Origin of the sequence: Rhizobium sp. BK661 (assembly GCF_024808825.1) — a bacterium.
Lineage (GTDB): Bacteria > Pseudomonadota > Alphaproteobacteria > Rhizobiales > Rhizobiaceae > Rhizobium.
The window spans coordinates 116,206-135,474 of the sequence record NZ_JANTYT010000008.1; the positions used below are offsets into that span (position 1 = coordinate 116,206).

Consider the following 19,269-nt stretch of genomic DNA (forward strand, 5'->3'; position numbering starts at 1 on the left):
GGCCATCTGCAGCAAGGGGCCAATGGAGAATCCTTTTAATCACCACACGAGAGACTGGGAGATGGACCTTCCCAAGGGATGGCTCATCCCGGGCCTGAAATCGCACAAGGTGGCCGAACAGGAGGGTTGGGAAGAAGCGGGCGTCAAGGGAGGGCGCGAAAGCGAGTCTTCGGCAAATTCACATACCTGAAAACCCTTGCCGCGGGAGTGAAGTACGCGCGACGGTCGACGTCCATCTTGTGGATGTGCGGCAGACCAGGTCACTCTTTCCAGAGCGCGGCCAGCGAAAGCTTGAATGGTTCCGTCCGCTGGACGCAGCATCGTTTGTCAAGGAGACTGAACTCAAGAGCCTCCTGTCGAAGGTCTCAAAGCTTTTTCGTGATACCATTCCAGGGCATGCGACGAACCTCGACGGCACCGACGCGCTGTTCGACGGGCAGGCTTGTATCTGGTGGTTTGTGTGGCTCAGGTGACGATCGACTTGATCTGCCCCAGCCTATCCTCGGCATCCTTCAAGCGCCTCATGAGCAGATCCATCGTGGCGAGACCGTCAACGCCATCGAAATAACCGCCGACGAATTCGAGCGGATGGATGTCCAGTGTCCTGCAGATGATGATCAGGGCCGAAACCGACAACCTGCTTATGCCGCGTTCATACTTCTGTATTTGCTGGAAAGTGACGCCTACTGCGGAGCCAAGCTCTGTCTGGCTGAGTGCCTTCATTTCCCTTAGGAACCTGAGGCGTTCGCCAATCTCCCTATCGATCTGCCCTGCGCGCCTTGCTGCGTGATTCATCAGCCACCCCCGTGGTCCTGACTCCGAGACTGAGCCAAAGCCCGACAGGAAGGCAAGGCCACCATTCGGCGTAGCGATGTCTGTCCTTTGGTACAGTCTATTACCCTCGCAGCAGCCAAATCCCGCCATCAACCTGGCCAAGCGGAAGCATAGGTGCCAAAGGCTTTCAGCCGTCCGGCATGATCGCTACCTGTTTATGGCGGAGCATGGAGAATTTCAAAAAGATGTCGGATCCGTGCCGTCAACGTTGACTGTGTGTCGACTCCGGGGACATGCCTTCGTTGAAAAGATGCTTATCGGTTTCGATGCGCCGCGACAGCAGGAGGCCAAGTTCATCGGCCAGGGGACGCGCTCCTGCATCACGCTCGCAAGCTGGCGCGACCCGAAGAGGATTACCAGTTATAAACTTGCCAGGACCGGCAAATGTCAGGCGCGAATGGTCGAGTTCTCGTGTGCCCCGTCGCGCCCGCATCCCTTGCGAACGCTGCGTCGGGCGTCGAATGACTTCCTTGACGAGATCCCGCCAGCCATGCCTGATTTGTTGCCCGTTCGCGGGTTCGGAGGCTACGCGGCCTGGGGAGAGCCAGATGGTGCAGGGAGGAAATCACTCAGAGAGACTACAATTGCTTCCTGTGGCTGCGCCAGCAATTGCGGCGTCCATGGCCATGACCATGCCGGCGCATGGACCGCAAAACTTCCGATAGCTGATCTGAAGGGTTTCTTTGGCGCCCTCGGCTGCTCTTGCTGGGCTGTCTAGCTCGAGGCGATACGCGGATAAAGGGCTGCTTGCGGTCTTTGTTCGGGACACGGCGCCGGCCGGGCGCCTTGCCGCCTTGCTGTTGCACATTCGGAACCTCACGCGGCAGGGACCGGGCTTATTGCAAAAATGGCAATGAAATATGAATTATTCTTGCAATTGTATGATCAACCTTTTCCGGCCATTCTTCCTCCACCAAAACGACGAGAGCCGCCTGTCATGCCGCTCGGGAAAGCATAGTAGGAGAAGGAGAAGCGACCGCAGCAATTTCGATACCGGCCCTCTCGCAACGGGGGACCGACCATTTCCAGCCCCTCCAGATTTCAACCTCTACTTCACCGAATTCCACTTTAAACGAAGGAAACAAGACAATGGGCTTTATCACCACGAAAGACGGCACCGAGATTTTCTACAGGGACTGGGGCGCAAAGGATGCGCAGCCGATCATGTTCCATCACGGCTGGCCGTTGTCATCAGACGACTGGGACGCGCAGATGTTGTTCTTCCTGTCAAATGGCTACCGTGTCATCGCTCACGACCGTCGCGGTCACGGCCGGTCTGGCCAGGTCGCCGATGGCCATGACATGGATCATTACGCCTCGGACGCATTCGCAGTTGTTGAAGCGCTCGATCTTAAAAATGTCGTTCACATCGGTCATTCGACAGGCGGCGGCGAGGTCGCTCGCTACGTGGCCAAATACGGAGAACCCGCTGGCCGCGTTGCCAAGGCGGTCCTGGTTTCGGCGGTACCGCCGTTGATGCTGAAGACTGAAGCCAATCCGGAGGGATTGCCGATCGAGGTCTTCGACGGCTTCCGTGCCGCTCTTGCCTCAAACCGCGCCCAGTTCTTCCGTGATGTACCGGCCGGACCGTTTTATGGTTTCAATCGCGACGGTGCCAAGGTGCAGGAAGGCATCATCCAGAACTGGTGGCGTCAGGGAATGATGGGTGGCGCCAAGGCGCACTATGACGGGATCAAGGCCTTCTCGGAAACCGACCAGACCGCTGACCTCACGGCAATTTCGGTCCCAACCCTTGTCCTGCATGGCGAGGACGATCAGATCGTTCCGATTGCAGACTCCGCTTTGAAAGCCGCGAAGCTTTTGAAAAATGCCACGCTCAAGACCTATCCTGGCCTTTCTCACGGCATGCTGACTGTCAACGCCGATGTGCTGAACGCCGACCTTCTTGCCTTCGTAAAGGCCTGACCAAGGCTCCCTGATCTGCCGACGACGCGTTGGCAGACCAGTCTCCCGAACAGACTTAAACGGATTGGATAGACAGATGAAGTTCCCGGCTCTTCCGCTGCTCCTGAGTTTCAATGGCGGTTATGTCGACACACTCGGCTTTCTCGCGCTTTCGGGCCTGTTCACCGCACATGTTACCGGCAACTTCGTAACCTTTGGCGCGACCCTTGCCCTCGGCACGGCTGGTGCACTTCCAAAGCTGCTGGCATTGCCGGTCTTTTGTGTCGTGGTATTCTTGACGCGCTGGGCAGGCCTTTGCCTCGAACGTCGGAATTTGCCGGTGCTCAGACCGCTTCTGTTCATAAAGTTGCTCTTGCTGTCGGCGGTTGCTGCTTACGCACTTTGGCATGGTCCTTTCGCAGTAGCCGAGAGTGATGTGATGCTCGGGGTTGGCATGACGCTTGTTGCCGCAATGGCAATCCAGAACGCTGTCCACAGAGTTCATCTTCCCAAGGCACCGCCTTCGACGCTCATGACTGGAACGACGACGCAGATCATGCTCGATCTGGCCGATATCATGGCAGGAGAGAAAGGCGAGCAGAGCGCGGCAGCGTCCGCTCGAATCAAGCGCATGGTTGTCGCAGTGATTGCGTTTGCAGCCGGCTGTGGACTTGGCGCACTTGCTTTCGTTGTTGCACCAGCAGCCGCATTTGTCCTGCCCGCAATCATCGCCGCACTCGGACTGTTCTCGAACGCCGCCGCAACCGAGGCGTAGAAAAAAGGCGGGGAGGGGAGGGCATAATCTGCCGGGTGCCGACCACGCGATCAGCAATTCGGTCAACGGCATGGATGGTTTAAGCCGTCAATACGGAGAGCGACATTCGGCTCTGGCCCCCTCGGGCATTTCGTAGGTGTTATCGGTTGCATGGTAGGACGGATAACGTCTGGCGCACCACCTGACGTGGGCGATTTCCTTGCTTGAAAGCAGAAAGCTGTCGCGAGGTTCTCTCTGACCGCTGGAGGCAAAAGCCGACAAAGTGTCTTGGTCATCGGATTTGACCTGCGTTGCTGGAGCAATGACGCTAAGAGCCTGCGCCGGTAGCAGCGATGATACATAAAGCCCGCAAGTAACGCCGAGCACCGGCGCAAGTTTAATCGCCTTGAACATCGAGAAACCCCGTTTGATCGAGATCACGGCAACGAGTTCTCGATCGGTTTTGTTCCAGACACTTGCTTGAACGCTATGAAATCACGTCCGTTGTGACGTGCTTGGGCCTGGATTTATCGAATTCATCTGGCCGGCAATGCCCGGCTAAAGACTCAACCTTCGCGCAAGTCGGCATTGCAAGTCGATGATACCAACACGGCAGGATAATTATCAAGGATTGCGCCCTTTGGGTGTCGTGCACGTTGAGATTTATTGCCAAGGCTTTTTGAAACGGGCGAACGTGCTCGCATCCGTCTCTGTCGACCATAACCCCTCGACCTTTGTTGGCCAGGCTCGGGCCGACAAAAAGGGCCGTGTGGCTTTGAACTGGCACGGGCCGGCCCCGCTCATACTTCACTTTCACCTCGACCTTGCCTGGGAGGGAGAGGGCAACGACTTCTCGCCGTACCAGCTTGACCGACTGCGACTCACGCACTATTCCGCTCCCGCCGTGCTCTGACGTGATGAGGCGGTGCGGGAGGGTCCGGTCACCTGTGAAGACCGGGCCCTTGCCTGTCAGCTTACAGACAAACACGCATCCTGGTTCGATCTCAATTGGCACGACGAGCGCGTCAGGCCGGAGCCTGTCATTTTAATCAGCTGCCAGTAGGCGGTTATACGTCTATTGAGGTAAGTGCACGCATTGGCTGGTTGTGCTTATATGAGCTCGGCCCAGAACTGGCCTCTTCTGTCAACAGTGCTAAGGGTCCGCTCTAACACCCCTTGCGGACCCGCACTTTCTCCCCGCCCAATCTAAGTGATAAGCCACTCATCCAAACGACTGGATAACGTTTCCGCCGCAAACGGTTATGCTGTGGTGCGTCCTGAAATCCTCTGCGAGCAGGGCCGCACCGGACCCGACATGCCCCAGTCGGGGCCTTTGCAACTCTGTTTACAGCCAGGCCGCTGCACATGCCGCGGCCTCGGCTTTTTCAACCCCCACCACGGCTTGGTTCGTCGGGGTATCGGGAAACGCCCGCGATCCGGAAAGTCACCGTCTGTTCAAGTCCAAGAAAAAGGGACCCGTGAGGTCCACGCCTTTCAGTGCCGCCGCTGGAGCCTGGTCCAGAAAACGGGTTGGTAGACGGGTGTTAAGCCTTTTCCAGGGTCAGCCGCCCACGACGATCCACCACCCGTGGTGAGGCGCTGGCATTAAGTTTGCAAGCCTCCGCTGCCCCTCGCTTTGTGGGACGCAGGATCACACGCAAGGCGGAGTTCAATGCAGTCACTGCGTGTCGCCGGTCACGGCATCCTCTGTGCTATCGATAACGCTGTGACCAAGCAGACAGTCGCCAACCTCTTTGGGTTCGCCTTTCTGCGCTCATACGATCAGCTTCAGCAACTCCCGGCTCGGTGCAGGTTTGGCGATAAAGTGAACGCCGCTCTCCAGGTCCCGATGTGAGAGTTTTATGAGGCCTGACGTGACGATCAATTTCGTGGACGGCCATTTCGACCGGACGGTCTTGACAAGGCCGAGCCCATCCATCGTGCCAGGCATGTCGATATCGGTGAAGAGCGTGTTGACGCAGTTTGTCTTGAGAAGAACCAGGGCCTCGTCGGCGTTGGCGGCCTCCAGGACCCGGTATCCGGCCTGCTCGAGAACATCCACAGTCTCGAAGCGAAGAAAATGCTCGTCCTCGACCACAAGAATGCTCGAAGCGTCCGTGCCTCGCGAACGAGCTGACCGAACACGGCTCATCACCTCCTGTCCATCGGCTGACGCGCGCGTCTGCTCCAGGAGATCGCGCTCAAGAACCGCCTGCTGCCAGTGAGCCTGATCTTGCCACAAGGGTTTTTCTGCCTGCTCCCACAACGCGTAAGCCCGCGCCGCGATCCACTCTTCCCTGTTATCGTTCATGAGCGCGCCTCCAATCTTTACCGCGGATCCCGATCTAAAGCCGGGGCTGATCAACGCAGCTGTTTGACCGCGCTTCGAAACGACAAATCGGCGTCACAGTTCCTGGCCGAGGCAAATATTTTGTGCGTGCCATCCCGCAGAAATGGCCGGCGCTCGGAACCAATCCGCGGCAAGGACATTAGGTTGGCTCTGCCTGCGATGAGCTGAAGGGACATGTTGTCAATTGCGTGAATGATGGAGCGTCGCGGGGTCTCCAGGAGGCGGGATTGAGGGATTTCGATTTTGGTCCGTCCGTCCGGGGCGTCGGTTTGGTTGCCTTTCGGCTGTGGGCGCCACTGCAGGACGTTGTCCGGTTGAATGTGAAAGGAATGGATCGCTTCGAGATGGCGCGAAGGGCGGATGGTTGGCACGAATGCGAGGTTGCCAATGTTACGCCCGGATCGCTCTACTCGTTCATCCTGTCGGACGGACTTGCCGTCCCCGATCCGGCATCCCGGTTTCAGCCAGAAGACGTTCATGAGGCCAGTGAGGTGGTCGACCTCGCATCCTACGAGTGGATCACGAAGGGCTGGCACGGCCGACCTTGGGAAGAAATCGTACTTTATGAGCTTCACGTGGGAACGTTCACCGAAGAAGGAACTTTCCTTGCCGCGATCGATCGGCTCGACCATCTGAGAGAGCTCGGCGTCACCGCGATCCAGATCATGCCGGTTGGTGACTTCCCCGGCCGATGGGGATGGGGCTACGATGGGGTGCTGCCCTACGCTCCTGACAGCAACTATGGTCGGCCCGAGGAACTCCAGAAGCTCGTCGATGAAGCACATCGACGCGGGCTCGCAGTCTTTCTTGATGTCGTCTACAACCATTTTGGCCCCGACGGGAACTACCAGGGTGCCTATGCGCCACTGTTCACGGACCATCACCAAACCCCTTGGGGCAATGGCATCAATTATGATGGAGAACAATCGCGGCTGATCAGGGAGTTCGTAATTCAGAATGCAATCTACTGGATCACCTGCTTCAAGCTCGATGGTCTTCGCCTAGACGCCGTCCATGCGATTAAGGACCATTCCGAAGAACACATTCTTGCGGAGTTGGCGCGGCGGGTCCGATTGGCCGCCGGCGAGCGACATATCCACCTGATTGGGGAGAACGAGAGCAATGACAGCGATCTTCTGACACGCGATACTGACGGGCGGGCGTTAATCTTCACCGCGCAATGGAACGACGACATTCATCACGTTCTGCATTCTGCAGCGACCGGTGAAGTGTCCGGCTATTATGCGGATTTCGCCGACGATCTGGAAAAGCTCGGCAGGGCGATCGCAGAAGGCTTTGTCTATCAGGGCGAGTACATGTCCTATCACAGGGCAGCGAGAGGCAAATCCGCGTTGGGGTTACCCCCCACCGCCTTCGTCTCGTTCATTCAAAATCACGATCAGATTGGCAACCGGGCCTTGGGTGACAGACGGATCGCCTCGCTTCCTGCCGATGCGCTCAAGGCCATCGCCGCAATCTATCTCGTTGCTCCGCAAATACCGATGCTTTTCATGGGCGAGGAATGGCGCGCGGTGGAGCCATTCCCCTACTTTTGCGACTTCAATGACGACTTGAATGAGAAAGTCAGGGTTGGGCGCAGACACGAGCTTTCCAGGCTTCCCGGATTTGATGTCGACGACCTTCCGGATCCGACAGCGGAAGCCTCCTTCAGGTCAGCAAAGCTCGATTGGTTGACGGCTTGCATGCCGGCATCCATCGGGTGGCTTGAGTTCTACAAGGGAGCACTCAAGGCAAGGCGCGAGCATGTCATCCCGCGTCTGACGATGATTTCGAAAAACGGGACCTTCCTGAGATTGCCTGGCGATGCACTGTGCGTCGAATGGCGCGTGTCGGACGGGGAAATATTAAAGCTCCTCTGCAATCTGACCGATGAAAGGGTGTCGCTGGGCGATGTCGGACGGGACCCACCCTTCTTTTCAACCGGATCGATGACACGCGGCGCACTCGCGCCCTGGTCCGTACTCTGGAGCATCAGTCAATGATTGTTCCGACGTCGACCTACCGCATACAGTTTCGCAACGGGATGACGTTTGACCGGGTGGTCGAGGCGTTGCCTTATCTACGCGATCTTGGCGTAAGCCATCTCTACGCATCGCCGATCTTCACCGCGACGAAAGGATCGTCCCACGGCTACGACGTGACGAACTGCAACGAGCTCGATCCCGATCTTGGCGGGAGGCAGGGCTTCGAACGGCTATCGGAGGCCCTGAAACACCATGGTATTGGTCTCATCCTTGATATCGTTCCCAACCATATGGCCGCGTCGGTGGAAAACCCATGGTGGGCGCATGTCCTCAAATTCGGAGAGAGTAGCCGTTTTAGCGATTATTTCGATATCGACTGGAGCGAGCCGCTCACCCTTCCAATTCTCGGCAAAACGTTCGACGACACACTCGCTGACGGAGAGCTTGAGCTGCAGCGGGATCAATCGACCGGCGACTGGAACCTCGCCTATTTTGATACTCGCCTGCCGCTCAATCCGGCAAGCGTCGTCTCCGTTCCCAACCCTGCTGACCCTGCCGAGATCGCAGCCGTTCACAACGCCCAGGCCTGGCGGTTGATCCATTGGAAGGAGGCAGCCTCGCACCTCAGCTACCGCCGGTTCTTCGAGGTGACAGGTCTCGTCGGGCTGCGCGTGGAGGCCGACCATGTGTTCGACGCCAGCCACGCCCTTATCCTCGACCTCGTCCGTTCTGGTAAGGTTCAGGGTCTGCGGCTTGATCATATCGACGGACTGACCGATCCGACCTCATACCTTCACCGGCTTCGAAAGAAGATAGGGGCCGATGTCTTCGTCGTGGTGGAAAAAATCCTCGAAAAGGGGGAGAGCCTGCCCCGGAACTGGCCAGTCCAGGGAACGACTGGCTACGAATTCATCGCGGCTCTTTCAAACCTCTTCATCGATCCGGAGGGGGTGCGTTCGGTTGGTGAGACCTACGCCACCATTGCCTCCGCGCCTTCGAACTACCAGCAGGATCTGCGCGAGGCCAAACGCCTGATGGTCGAGCACAATTTCAAAGGCGAAATGCAGAGATTGATAGGGCTCGCAAGCGGCGCGCGCACCGACCTGTCGGAAGCGGCGATTGGGGAGGCCATCAAGGAAATCCTGGTGGCATTTCGGGTCTATCGCACATACGGGCAAGAGGGCGCTCTCGATGAAGAGGATGCGATCGTCCTCCGAAAAGTCCTTGTCGAAGCAGCGCCACATCAAGAACAAAGAGATGCCCTGGATTGGGTCGGATCCGTGCTCCGCGACGGAAGCCAACCGGAGTTCCGTGCCCGTTTGCAGCAGTTAAGCGGCCCGATCATGGCCAAGGCTGTCGAAGACACCCTCTTCTACAGGTTCACCCTGCTTCTCGCGGCCAACGAGGTCGGGGGTGATCCGAGTTCCGTTCCAGGGGGGATCGAGGCGTTCCACGACCTGATGATGGAGAGGCAAAAGAGGCAACCAAAAGGATTGTCGGCGACCTCCACCCACGACACCAAAAGAGGCGAGGATGCACGCGCTCTGTTGTATACGCTGAGCGAAGCGCCCGTTGACTGGACAATCGCCTTCGCGCGCTGGCGCAGCTTGAACGCCAGGTATCTGACCGATCTTTCCGGCAAGACCGTGCCAGAGCCTGATGTCGAATGGATGCTCTATCAGGCTCTGGCCGGAATCTGGCCAGACTCTGACCGTGCTGACGACATCACGCGGCGATTCACCGCGTACGCCGAGAAGGCCGTCCGGGAGGCAAAGCTCACCACAAGTTGGACCGATGTGGACGAAGCCTACGAAGATGCCGTCAAGACTTACGCCGAGGCCCTGACATCGGCCGAAAATTCGGCTTTCCGGCAGGATCTTGTGGCGACGATCGGTCCGTTCGTCGCGGCAGGCGCCGTGAATTCCTTGTCCCAGACCCTTATAAAGCTTACCGCGCCGGGTATTCCCGACATCTACCAGGGAAGCGAGGCGTCCGACTTCAGCCTTGTCGATCCTGATAACAGGCGCCCGGCCGACTTTAAACGGCTGGCCGGGGCGGTCTACCAGGACGGTCGCAAAGATTGCGGCAACGAATTTCAACGTCGAAAGCAGCACATGATCAGAACGGTCCTGCAGTTGCGACGAGCTCATCCGCGCCTTTTCGAACGAGGCAACTACCTGCCAATCAGCGCAAAAGGTTGTCGTGCCAGGAATATTGTCACCTATGCCCGGTCTCTTGGAAATCTTACGCTCATCGTCGTCGCACCCCGTCTGATGCTGGGGCATGTCACGACGAGGGCCTTCAGCGCTGGTCCCGACTTCTGGGACGATACGGTTCTCGAGCTGTCATCGATCAACGGCAAACTGACCGAGCTCCTGACTGGACGAGATTTTTCTCGAGAATGCCTCTACCTCAGGGAATTGCTTGAAAGCGAGCCGGTAGCCCTTCTGATGACAGGGCATTGACCACGTTTGGCCCAAAGGTGGACACAACGTCATGTGCGGAAAGGGAGGCGCGTGCCGAACGAGTAGCCAGGCGCTATGCACCTAAGGCAGGGCTGGGATCACCCCTTAGCGCTGCACATTCAGATCCAAGATCACTACATAAACTTCAACAAAGCGAACGAAGCGCCACGGACTGGCAGCTGAGCTTTGAAAGCCCAGGAAAGGGGAGTCATTATGAACGTAGCACGCTCTTTCAACAATTGGCGCAAGTACCAGCAGACGGTCTCAGAGCTCGGCCGCATGAGCAATCGCGAACTGCACGATCTCGGTATCGATCGCGCCGAAATTCGTAGCGTTGCCAAGGCAGCCTCGGGCCGTTAATCGGCGCCATCCAGACTTGGAATTTGAAAGCGCTCGTCACATCGTGACGGGCGTTTTTTTCATCTTTGTCTCCCGGGAGAAGCCATCAACCGTGCGCCTGGTCCCCTCCCCATTCCCCCTGCCTCAGTGTTGAGCAGGTATCGGCAGCCTGCGAGGTTTTTTCTCCTGCCGCTTGGATAGCGGTCATCGTCGCCTAGTTAAACTGGCGCATTGTCTATCGATGGCGGCGTGCCGCGGGAGAAGCGTCGAGGACGTCAAAACGGGGCCCGCCAATGACGTTGAAACTCTCCAGGTCACTCTCACGACTCCTGAAAAATCGCAAGAAGGTCCGGCGCCTCTTCGAGACGTCGTTCTTTCGCATACCCAAACAGCCGACCACACGTCGGCGCCGACCGGCAAGTCCAAAGCCCGTGCTCACTGAAGTAACGGATTTCGGCTCAAACCCCGGCCGCCTGAAAATGAAGCTGTTCGTGCCCAGAAGGCATCCCCCAAAGCCGGCGCTCGTCTTGTTCCTTCACGGCTGCCGACAGACACCGGAGAGCCTCGACCTTGCGAGCGGCTTTTCAAAGCTTGCAGCCCAGCGCGGTTTTATCCTTCTCTATCCCGAGCAGAGAGAAGCGAACAACCCGCAGCGTTGCTTCAACTGGTTTCGGCCGAGCGCCATCGCCCGTGACCGGGGCGAACTGATGTCGATCAGGCAAATGATCAATCATGCTGTCAGGCAATACCAAGTCGATCGCGCCCGCGTTTATGTGGCGGGACTTTCGGCCGGTGGTGCGATGACATCGGCTCTCCTTGTCACCTACCCTGATCTGTTCGCTGGCGGGGCGATCTTTGCCGGCATGCCCTATGGGGCGGCACGCGATGCAATTTCGGCGCTTCGAACGATGAAATCCGGTCATTCGCGCTCGCCTCGCGAATGGGGCGATCTGGCACGCACGATCTCCCCGGAGCGGAAGACGTGGCCGCCCATATCGATCTGGCAGGGGAGCGGCGATCGTACGGTCCATCCGGACAACGCTGTCGCAGCCGCCTCACAGTGGCTGGATATCGTTGGCATCGAAGTGGCAACGGCAAAGCAATTGCACAAGCCCTGGGGGCACGTGGTGCGATGGGATGGGTTCCACAAGGGGCAGGTGTCGTTCTATTCGCTCAGAGGCTTCGGACACGGGCTACCGGTCAAAAGCCCTCTGAAATCGGACCCGTTCGTCATCGAAGCTGGTATTTCGGGACCGCTCGAGCTTTTGAAACTTTGGAATCTGCGAAGATAGGCCTGTTGTCGTGGATGCCGGTGTTGCTCGTCCTGAACAGATCGGGAAAAAGGCGGTTTCACTTTTCAGTGTTGCCACTTCCATGTGTGCAACAAAAGGCAGATCTTCCGATACCGCAGCCCGAACACGTCGGACGCGGGTCAGGGAACCGAGGAGGAGAACAAGATGGTGGGCAGGCGTCAAGTTCTGATCGGCGCTGCACTGGGCGCGTTTGGGCTTTGCTTCGGAAGGCAGTCTGCGGTCGCCCGCGAGACCTTCGCCATATCGCATAGTGATGCCGAGTGGAGGAAGCTACTCACCCCGGATCAGTACACCGTCCTCAGGAGGGAAGGCACGGAGCGTCCTTTCTCGAGTGCATTGTTGAAGGAGCATAGAAAAGGCAATTTCGCTTGCGCGGGTTGCGACCAGAATGCCTTTTCGTCCACCACGAAATTTGACAGTGGGACAGGATGGCCGAGCTTCTGGGCGCCGCTCAAGGACGCGGTTGGGACCTCCACGGATGCGACACTTGGAATGGTGCGTACGGAAGTCCATTGCAGTCGTTGCGGCGGCCATCTCGGACATGTCTTCGATGATGGTCCAAAGCCTACCGGCCATCGGTATTGCATGAACGGCGTCGCCATGAAATTCCATCCACTCGCGGGCTGACAGGTCAGGGGTATTCGCATGATTCCGTTTCCGCTCGGCGACATCCTGACCCGGTCGGGCCCGACCGGCCCTCACGCGAAGGCGGCACCGATCAGCGACCATGCACTCGACATCACGTTCCCGAACCTTGGCGTCAGGCCTACCTGTTCCCATCAGACTAAGGAGATCGAAATGACGCGTCATGGGGGTCTTTTGAGACAAGTGGCTCTCGTGCCAACCCTGGCCATGGCGGTTGCAGCCGGGTCTGCGTTTCAAATCGCCGTCCTCGCCGCGGAAGAGGCTCATGCCATTCCAGCACCGCTTCAGGATATGGCGTCCCAACAAAAGCTTGAGACCGCCGTCCTTGCCGGTGGCTGCTTCTGGGGAGTGCAGGGGGTCTTCCAGCATGTTGACGGTGTCGTCAGTGCAACGTCGGGCTACGCTGGTGGTGGCAGGTCGACGGCTCAATACGAAGCGGTCGGCACCGGAACGACAGGCCATGCCGAGTCAGTTCGCATAGTCTTTGATCCGAAGAAGGTGAGCTACGGCCATCTGCTCCAGATCTATTTTTCAGTCGCACACGATCCGACGGAGCTCAATCGGCAAGGTCCTGACACGGGGACCCAATACCGCTCGGCAATCTTTCCCACGAACGACATGCAGGCAAAAGTTGCGAGGGCCTATATCGGCCAACTCAATCAGGCGAAGGTTTACAATGAGGCGATCGTCACGACAATTGAACCTGGGAAGGCGTTCTACCCGGCAGAAGACTACCATCAGAACTTTCTGACGAACAATCCGACGTATCCGTATATCGTCGTCAACGACCTGCCGAAGATCGAAAGCCTGAAACGGCTTTTCCCAAACGACTACCGGCCGGAAGCGGTGCGGGTATCGGTCGTTGGCCGGTGAGCGGTTCGATTGAATGGCGATCGCCTGGGAAGGGAGGACGATGACCCGTTGGTGTTGGTCCGCACGGCAGATTCGGGCGTGGTTCGACGCAATGTCTTGACAGAATCGACGTCCGGCCGGCGATGAATCTGGACGCCCTTCATTCTCGTCGCTTCAGGTTGGTGTCAGCAATCCTCTTCAAAAGGCCCGTTTGCGTTGGAGAAGTGAAAGTGAAGAACGAGCCCGCAAACGTGAGCGTGCCACGGCCCGTTATCGGCAGCATTCCGCTTTGCATTTTTGTATCTATCTATATTCTTGTCTTCTGCAACAACACGTTTTGGCAGAAGGCCAACGACTATCTCGGAAGTGGGACTGGTCCCCTGTGGGCGCTATATCTTGCAATGGTGGCTCTCTGCGTTGCCGCGATCACTCCCTTCTCGATGAAATACCTCATAAAGCCGTTCCTGATTTTTCTTGTCATCGTCGCTGCCGTGGCAAGCCATTTCATAGACAGATTTGGCGTGGTCGTGGACACCGACATGATCCGCAATGCGATGGAGACAACGCCTGCGGAGGCACAGCACCTGATCACCCGCGACCTCGCCTTTCATCTTGCGATTTTCGGTGTCCTACCGTCCTTGATCATTGCGTGGACGAAGGTCGATCACCGACCGTTCGTCAGCAAGGTCGTATGGAACCTGGCAGCGATCGTGATTTCGCTCGGAATTGTCGCGGTTTGCGGCATCACCTACTCGAAAGAGTATAGTGCCGCTGTCAGAGAACGACGCGACATCACCAAAAGCCTCAATCCCGTTACACCGATCGTAAGCACGGCGCGCTATTTCCTCAGCGCCCGAAAGGAAGCATTGATTGTCGTCCAGCCTGTCGGGACCGACGCTGTTGTGAAACCGCCTCTGGCGCGCATCAACAAGCCGAGAGTGACGATTATTGTTGCTGGGGAGACTGCCCGTGCCGAAAACTTCTCACTCGGGGGTTATGGCCGAGAAACGAACCCGCAGCTCAAGGCACGCAAGGTCGTCTATTTCCCTGATACCGAGAGCTGCGGTACGGCTACCGCAACATCAATTCCCTGCATGTTCTCGCGGTTCACGCGGGCGGAATTCACGCACGCAAAGGCACGCGCCAACGAAAACCTACTCGACGTGCTCTCCCATGCCGGGGTCAACGTTGCCTGGTTCGATAACAACACGGGTAGCAAGGGCGTTGCGGACCGGGTCCTGTACGTTGACCTGGCGAGCTCAAAGGATCGGCGCTTCTGCAAGCAAGGTGAATGTCTGGATGCCATCTTGCTGGAGAAGCTCGACGACTGGCTGGATCACGTCCAAGGCGACAGCGTCCTGGTGCTCCACCAGTTGGGCAGTCACGGTCCTGCTTACTACCTTCGATACCCTGAACACATGGGCGGATTTATTCCGGACTGTCGAACGGCAGAACTCGGGCGGTGCTCGGAAGGCGAAATCACCAACGCCTATGACAATTCCATCCTCTATACCGACTATTTCCTCTCCGCCGTTATCGATCGCCTCAAGGCCCGGTCCAGCCAGATGGCGGCTGGCGTGATCTATATGTCAGACCATGGAGAATCCCTGGGTGAAAAGGGGCTCTATCTGCACGGTGCGCCGTACACTTTCGCTCCATCGCAGCAAACGCACGTGCCTTTCCTGACGTGGCTTGACGACGACTTCACGAAATCAATGGAGCTGGACACCGCCTGCCTTCGCAAGGAGGCAACTCGTCCAACCTCCCACGACAACCTCTTTCACAGCGTGCTTGGAATGATGAATGTGCAGACCTCGGTCTACCAGCGCGAGCTGGACGTGTTTTCACCGTGTAGGGGCGGGAATTCCTGATGGGCGAGACCGCCGACGATGAGAAGTGGATCAGGGGCCCCGGCCGGTGAATGTTCTTGTCGTCGAAGACAACGTAGAGATCGGGGATGCTGTTTCAGCTCATATGGTTGGCGAGGGACACACTGTCGATTGGTGCAGGAACCTGAAGGTAGCCTCCCGTAGGCTCGTATCAGCGAACTACGACCTGGTACTGCTTGATCTGCGTCTGCCGGATGGGAACGGACTTTCACTCCTCAGCGACATTCGGGCGGCAAACAATACGGTTCGCGTCATCATTATGACCGCACAAGACCAGTACAGTGATCGTCTGGCAGGAATAAAGGGAGGAGCGGACGACTTTCTCGTCAAACCCTTCGATCTCCGTGAACTTTCAGCTCGAATGAAGCTCATCCGCCACTAAGATGCTCTCGCGTGCTGAACGCGACTAGAATTCCGCACAGGTTGCTGACCGAGGAAGTCTCCTTTTTGGCCCATATTTGGCTGGATGAAGGACACCTTCGCCGCTTGTGAAGGCCCCCGGGGGCAGCCCGGTGTTCAGGTTCTCGTCAGGAACATATGGCCAAATCGCTATGCGCCGGGTGTGCCTTGGGGAACGAAGCCGCCCATTTACATTGCTGTGTATTGGAGCGGATATGACCGATCAGTCTAACCGACTTGTCCTGCATACGAATTTGCGTGACGAGGTTTTCGCCGACGAACGTGATGCGGTCGCAGACTTTTCATTCAACTCCACTGTCGCGAATGTTTTCGACGACATGGTCAGCCGCTCTGTACCGTTCTATGACGAGATGCAGCGAATGGTCTGCGAACTGGCAAAGGATTTCCACAGCCTCAGTCCAATCTCTATGACATTGGCTGTTCGACAGCCACAACACTGCTTGCGCTGGATCATTTCGTTGACAATCAGGTGGATTTTGTCGGCATCGACAATGCCCCGGAGATGCTGAAGAAGGCCGCCGAGAAAATTGAAGCGTCGGGAACGAACCGTTCGATCGATTTGATCACCGGCGATCTCCATCGCGGTTTCTCCCTGGAGAATGCCAGCGTCGTGACCATGCTGCTGACATTGCAGTTCGTGCGACCGCTGTTTCGCGAACGTGTGATGAAGACCATCTACGACGGTATGAACGAACATGGTTGTCTGCTGCTCATCGAAAAGCTGACCAGCGAGGACACGACGTTCAACCGGCTCTTCATCGACCACTACTACGACTTCAAGCGGCGCAACGGATATTCGTCGATCGAGATCTCAAAGAAACGAGAAGCGCTGGAGAACGTGCTCATTCCCTATCGATTGGAGGAAAATATCCAGTTGCTCCGGGAGGTGGGCTTCAAGAGCACGGAGGTGTTCTTCCGTTGGTATAATTTCTGCGGCATCGTCGCGATCAAGTGAGAACCCATTGCCATGAAGTCCCTTATGCTGAAGATCGGAACGTTCTTCTTCAAATACCGAAACCAGGCATTTCCGCTGATTATTGTTGCCCTGTTCATCTCCACGCCGCCGACAACGACGGTGTTCGGAAGTGAAGCGCTCGAGGCGTGGAAGAATATCCTGGCGATTCTCGTCGTGCTTGCCGGATTGCTGTTGCGTGCAACAGTTATCGGATACGCATATATCAAACGGGGCGGCTTGAACAAGCGGGTCTACGCCAAGGATCTGGTCACAGAAGGCATGTTCGGGGTTTGCCGCAATCCATTGTATGTCGGGAATATGCTCGTCTATTCCGGGCTTTTCCTGTTTCACGGAAACCCAGTGGTCGTGGTTGTTGGATGCTTGCTTTTCGCCTTCATTTATCAGTGCATCATCCATGCCGAAGAGGAGTTCCTCGCCAACAAGTTCGGCGATGCCTATAGCGCCTATTGCCGTGACGTACCCCGATGGGCACTCAAGCTCAGTGCATTCTCGACATCGACGGATGGTATGAGCTTCAATATCAGGCGGGTCATCGCCAAAGACTATTCCACCATGTCCTCGACACTTATCGCGCTTCTGGCAACAGAGTTCTACCGGATCGCGGCGGACTCTATTTCAGACCAGGAACTGTCGTACGCGATTGCTCTCGTCGCTTTGTTCGTGGGGGTCATCGCTCTTACGGGGCTCGTCAGTTCCCTCAAGAAGCGTGGGGCTTTTGACAAGATGACCACCGCTCATTGAAGCGCTTTTGATTGAAATCTGGCCCGCGACAGAACCATGTCGCGGGACTGTCGTCGGTCCCTCCGCCCGATTAGCTGGAAGTTCGGGAGCTGTCTTCAAGATCCTCCCAGCTCTCATCCATTGCATATGCTGCGGAGAGGCGCGGGATGCCAACATGTCCGAAGTAGAAGGACAGCTGACGTTCAGCAGCTTCTTCATCCCGGCCTGCAATACGGGTGCTGTAAATCGCAGAGGCGAGACCCGTTCGATCCGCTCCTGCCTGGCAATGGACGAGGATTGGCTTCGGTAGCGAAGCCATCAGTTTCATAAGTTCATCAGCGCGATCCAGCGTCAGCACTTTCGATGCGGACATCGGGAAGTCCACATGTGTTACGCCCAGCCTCTCTGTGGTCCCCACCTCAGCTGCATACCAGCTGCCCTTATCACCCCGTGCCCTCAGATTGATGACCGTCTTGATTCCATAGTCCCGCACATAGGCTTCAAGCTGTTGCGGACTTGGCTGGGCTGATCGATAGAGTTCGCCATCGACAACCGTATGAAAGTTTTCTGACAGTTGCAGATAGGCAGGATACGCACCAGTCGCTATTCCGGTCAAAGCGAGGCATGCAGCGACGATGGCCGCCTTGCGCGTTGCAGTTGGCTCGCACTACGTTTCCGATGCACTCCTCGGCTGGTTGCTGGCCGTGATCGTGTTTATGGGAATGCTCATTGTCGAGAACCGGATCTCGGCGGGGTGGTCAAGCCGGTTGGCGTGATTTGTTGAGTTTTGGGCCTTTTCTTCGCGCACCAACGGCACCAATTCCCGTCGCTTTCAACGGACACAGATATCCAGGCTCGCAAGCCAGCTCTTGACCCTGTCGCGCGCGGAGCCGGGTAGCAGGCGGCTGCGCTGCGACGTCATTGACCTCGCAAAAGCGGCCGAAGACGTTCTCGGAGCCCAAGCCGAGGAAGCGCTTCGCCGCGGCATTGATATCGGATTGAAGGAAGCCAGTCCGATTAGGGTCGCAGGTGACGGCACGATGTTGGGAGAGATGCTTGTAAACCTCGTCGACAACGCAATCCGCTATACTCCCGTGGGCGGCAAGGTCAAGGTATCGGTGACCCGCCTCGACGGTAGGGCATTGTTTACCGTCGAGGACAATGGTCCCGGAATCCATCCGATGGAACGCAAGCACGTTTTCGAGCGATTTTACCGGGTCATGGGAACCCAGGAAGAGGGCGGCGGTCTGGGTCTCGCCATCGTGCGAGAAGTCATACAGGGAGCGGGAGGTACCGCGTATCTCAGCGATGCAGCCGGTGGTGGGCCTGTTGGTTACCCTGCGATTGCCGATCCTGGAGACGCTGTAAGGGCAAGAGAACGAATAGGGTGTCTCCCAGAAACCAGCCTTTGCGCCACGCGGCTGGCATGTAGCGAGCCTCCTCGGCAATGCAACCGTACGATAACGTACAAACAATTGCGCAGGCAGAACGTCGGACCAAAGTCCAGTTGTCGTTGGACTTCCTCGACCTAATCTTGTCATCGTTCTTCCGTCCGGGGGAAGGACATGGAGGCCACAAGGTGTCGCGGAAACCCCCTTGTGGCCTCCCATTACCGCTTGGGGAACAGAGCGCCCAAATTCTTGCGGGCGCCCTACGGAAAGGTATGCTTTCGATTTTAGCGGCGCGGCGCCGGCTGGGCAACGAAACCGATTATAGTCTTGCGCGGGAGCTAACCCCCCTCTCAAAGATCTCTGACCCCTTGGCATTGAATTACGCGCCAGAAGGTGGTGGTGCTCGAACTGCGTTCAGTTCCCCCGGACAG

General features: G+C 57.3%; 16 protein-coding genes and 2 pseudogenes. 14 read left to right on the forward strand and 4 right to left on the reverse strand.

Going from position 1 to position 19,269, the window contains the following annotated elements; translation table 11 throughout:
* Nucleotides 1-465: 465 nt before the first annotated feature.
* Entirely contained in the window at nucleotides 466-795 is a 330-nt protein-coding gene (locus FHX16_RS17975; protein ID WP_183756092.1) for a helix-turn-helix domain-containing protein, read from the reverse strand.
* A 511-nt stretch (nucleotides 796-1,306) separates the two neighbouring features.
* On the opposite strand from FHX16_RS17975, the pseudogene FHX16_RS17980 reads away from it, so the two are divergent.
* The 3 genes and pseudogenes from FHX16_RS17980 to FHX16_RS17990 all read left to right on the forward strand — a co-directional run.
* A pseudogene (locus FHX16_RS17980) lies at nucleotides 1,307-1,552 on the forward strand (amidohydrolase); the annotation flags it as partial.
* Nucleotides 1,553-1,788: 236 nt separating this feature from the next.
* Nucleotides 1,789-2,760 carry an alpha/beta fold hydrolase gene (locus FHX16_RS17985; RefSeq protein ID WP_405049293.1) on the forward strand — a complete coding sequence of 324 codons (972 nt, stop codon included), beginning with the start codon at nucleotides 1,789-1,791 and terminating at the stop codon, nucleotides 2,758-2,760.
* Nucleotides 2,761-2,836: 76 nt separating this feature from the next.
* Nucleotides 2,837-3,514, forward strand: a complete 678-nt coding sequence (locus FHX16_RS17990; RefSeq protein ID WP_183756090.1) for a YoaK family protein — start codon at nucleotides 2,837-2,839, stop codon at nucleotides 3,512-3,514.
* 87 nt (nucleotides 3,515-3,601) lie between these two features.
* On the opposite strand, the gene FHX16_RS17995 is transcribed toward FHX16_RS17990, so the two are convergent.
* Both FHX16_RS17995 and FHX16_RS18000 read right to left on the reverse strand, forming a co-directional pair.
* A complete protein-coding gene (locus FHX16_RS17995; protein ID WP_183863978.1) occupies nucleotides 3,602-3,907 on the reverse strand; it encodes a BA14K family protein in 306 nt (101 codons plus the stop codon).
* 1,360 nt (nucleotides 3,908-5,267) lie between these two features.
* Nucleotides 5,268-5,804 carry a response regulator gene (locus FHX16_RS18000; protein WP_183863977.1) on the reverse strand — a complete coding sequence of 179 codons (537 nt, stop codon included), beginning with the start codon at nucleotides 5,802-5,804 and terminating at the stop codon, nucleotides 5,268-5,270.
* Nucleotides 5,805-6,070: 266 nt separating this feature from the next.
* On the opposite strand from FHX16_RS18000, the gene treZ reads away from it, so the two are divergent.
* The 10 genes from treZ (at nucleotide 6,071) to FHX16_RS18050 (ending at nucleotide 17,468) form a co-directional block, all read left to right on the forward strand.
* Nucleotides 6,071-7,846, forward strand: a complete 1,776-nt coding sequence (gene treZ / locus FHX16_RS18005; RefSeq protein ID WP_183863976.1) for a malto-oligosyltrehalose trehalohydrolase — start codon at nucleotides 6,071-6,073, stop codon at nucleotides 7,844-7,846.
* On the forward strand, nucleotides 7,843-10,293 hold the full coding sequence (gene treY, locus FHX16_RS18010) for a malto-oligosyltrehalose synthase (protein ID WP_183863975.1): 2,451 nt from the start codon (nucleotides 7,843-7,845) through the stop codon (nucleotides 10,291-10,293). Before treZ ends, treY begins: the two co-directional genes overlap by 4 nt.
* Before the next feature lie 213 nt (nucleotides 10,294-10,506).
* Nucleotides 10,507-10,653: a DUF1127 domain-containing protein gene (locus FHX16_RS18015; RefSeq protein WP_183756085.1), complete on the forward strand. Its 147-nt coding sequence runs from the start codon at nucleotides 10,507-10,509 to the stop codon at nucleotides 10,651-10,653.
* Between the two features lie 272 nt (nucleotides 10,654-10,925).
* Nucleotides 10,926-11,924, forward strand: a complete 999-nt coding sequence (locus FHX16_RS18020) for a PHB depolymerase family esterase (protein ID WP_183863974.1) — start codon at nucleotides 10,926-10,928, stop codon at nucleotides 11,922-11,924.
* A 165-nt stretch (nucleotides 11,925-12,089) separates the two neighbouring features.
* Nucleotides 12,090-12,572, forward strand: coding sequence for a peptide-methionine (R)-S-oxide reductase MsrB (gene msrB, locus FHX16_RS18025; RefSeq protein ID WP_183756083.1), 483 nt, complete (start codon nucleotides 12,090-12,092; stop codon nucleotides 12,570-12,572).
* Nucleotides 12,573-12,797: 225 nt separating this feature from the next.
* Nucleotides 12,798-13,463, forward strand: coding sequence for a peptide-methionine (S)-S-oxide reductase MsrA (gene msrA, locus FHX16_RS18030; RefSeq protein ID WP_183864009.1), 666 nt, complete (start codon nucleotides 12,798-12,800; stop codon nucleotides 13,461-13,463).
* Between the two features lie 209 nt (nucleotides 13,464-13,672).
* Nucleotides 13,673-15,313, forward strand: coding sequence for a phosphoethanolamine transferase (locus tag FHX16_RS18035; protein ID WP_259129607.1), 1,641 nt, complete (start codon nucleotides 13,673-13,675; stop codon nucleotides 15,311-15,313).
* A gap of 46 nt (nucleotides 15,314-15,359) precedes the next feature.
* Nucleotides 15,360-15,713, forward strand: a complete 354-nt coding sequence (locus FHX16_RS18040) for a response regulator (protein ID WP_183863972.1) — start codon at nucleotides 15,360-15,362, stop codon at nucleotides 15,711-15,713.
* A 474-nt stretch (nucleotides 15,714-16,187) separates the two neighbouring features.
* Nucleotides 16,188-16,706 carry a methyltransferase domain-containing protein gene (locus FHX16_RS18045; protein WP_259129630.1) on the forward strand — a complete coding sequence of 173 codons (519 nt, stop codon included), beginning with the start codon at nucleotides 16,188-16,190 and terminating at the stop codon, nucleotides 16,704-16,706.
* A gap of 12 nt (nucleotides 16,707-16,718) precedes the next feature.
* A complete protein-coding gene (locus FHX16_RS18050; protein ID WP_183756079.1) occupies nucleotides 16,719-17,468 on the forward strand; it encodes an isoprenylcysteine carboxylmethyltransferase family protein in 750 nt (249 codons plus the stop codon).
* A 70-nt stretch (nucleotides 17,469-17,538) separates the two neighbouring features.
* Here the strand turns inward: FHX16_RS18050 and FHX16_RS18055 are convergent, their stop codons facing one another.
* Nucleotides 17,539-18,063: a dual specificity protein phosphatase family protein gene (locus tag FHX16_RS18055; protein WP_210280941.1), complete on the reverse strand. Its 525-nt coding sequence runs from the start codon at nucleotides 18,061-18,063 to the stop codon at nucleotides 17,539-17,541.
* 211 nt (nucleotides 18,064-18,274) lie between these two features.
* Here FHX16_RS18055 and FHX16_RS18060 point away from each other — a divergent pair.
* Nucleotides 18,275-18,815: pseudogene (locus tag FHX16_RS18060) on the forward strand (sensor histidine kinase); the annotation flags it as partial.
* Nucleotides 18,816-19,269: the final 454 nt, after the last annotated feature.

What these genes read in the sequence shown, in the direction of transcription:
- FHX16_RS17995 (WP_183863978.1), bottom strand. Translation starts at nt 3,907, where the DNA reads ATGTTCAAGGCGATTAAACTTGCGCCGGTGCTCGGCGTTACTTGCGGG.
- FHX16_RS17975 (WP_183756092.1), bottom strand. Translation starts at nt 795, where the DNA reads ATGAATCACGCAGCAAGGCGCGCAGGGCAGATCGATAGGGAGATTGGC.
- FHX16_RS18020 (WP_183863974.1), top strand. Translation starts at nt 10,926, where the DNA reads ATGACGTTGAAACTCTCCAGGTCACTCTCACGACTCCTGAAAAATCGC.
- treY (WP_183863975.1), top strand. Translation starts at nt 7,843, where the DNA reads ATGATTGTTCCGACGTCGACCTACCGCATACAGTTTCGCAACGGGATG.
- FHX16_RS18050 (WP_183756079.1), top strand. Translation starts at nt 16,719, where the DNA reads ATGAAGTCCCTTATGCTGAAGATCGGAACGTTCTTCTTCAAATACCGA.
- FHX16_RS17990 (WP_183756090.1), top strand. Translation starts at nt 2,837, where the DNA reads ATGAAGTTCCCGGCTCTTCCGCTGCTCCTGAGTTTCAATGGCGGTTAT.
- msrA (WP_183864009.1), top strand. Translation starts at nt 12,798, where the DNA reads ATGGCGGTTGCAGCCGGGTCTGCGTTTCAAATCGCCGTCCTCGCCGCG.
- FHX16_RS18015 (WP_183756085.1), top strand. Translation starts at nt 10,507, where the DNA reads ATGAACGTAGCACGCTCTTTCAACAATTGGCGCAAGTACCAGCAGACG.
- msrB (WP_183756083.1), top strand. Translation starts at nt 12,090, where the DNA reads ATGGTGGGCAGGCGTCAAGTTCTGATCGGCGCTGCACTGGGCGCGTTT.
- FHX16_RS18000 (WP_183863977.1), bottom strand. Translation starts at nt 5,804, where the DNA reads ATGAACGATAACAGGGAAGAGTGGATCGCGGCGCGGGCTTACGCGTTG.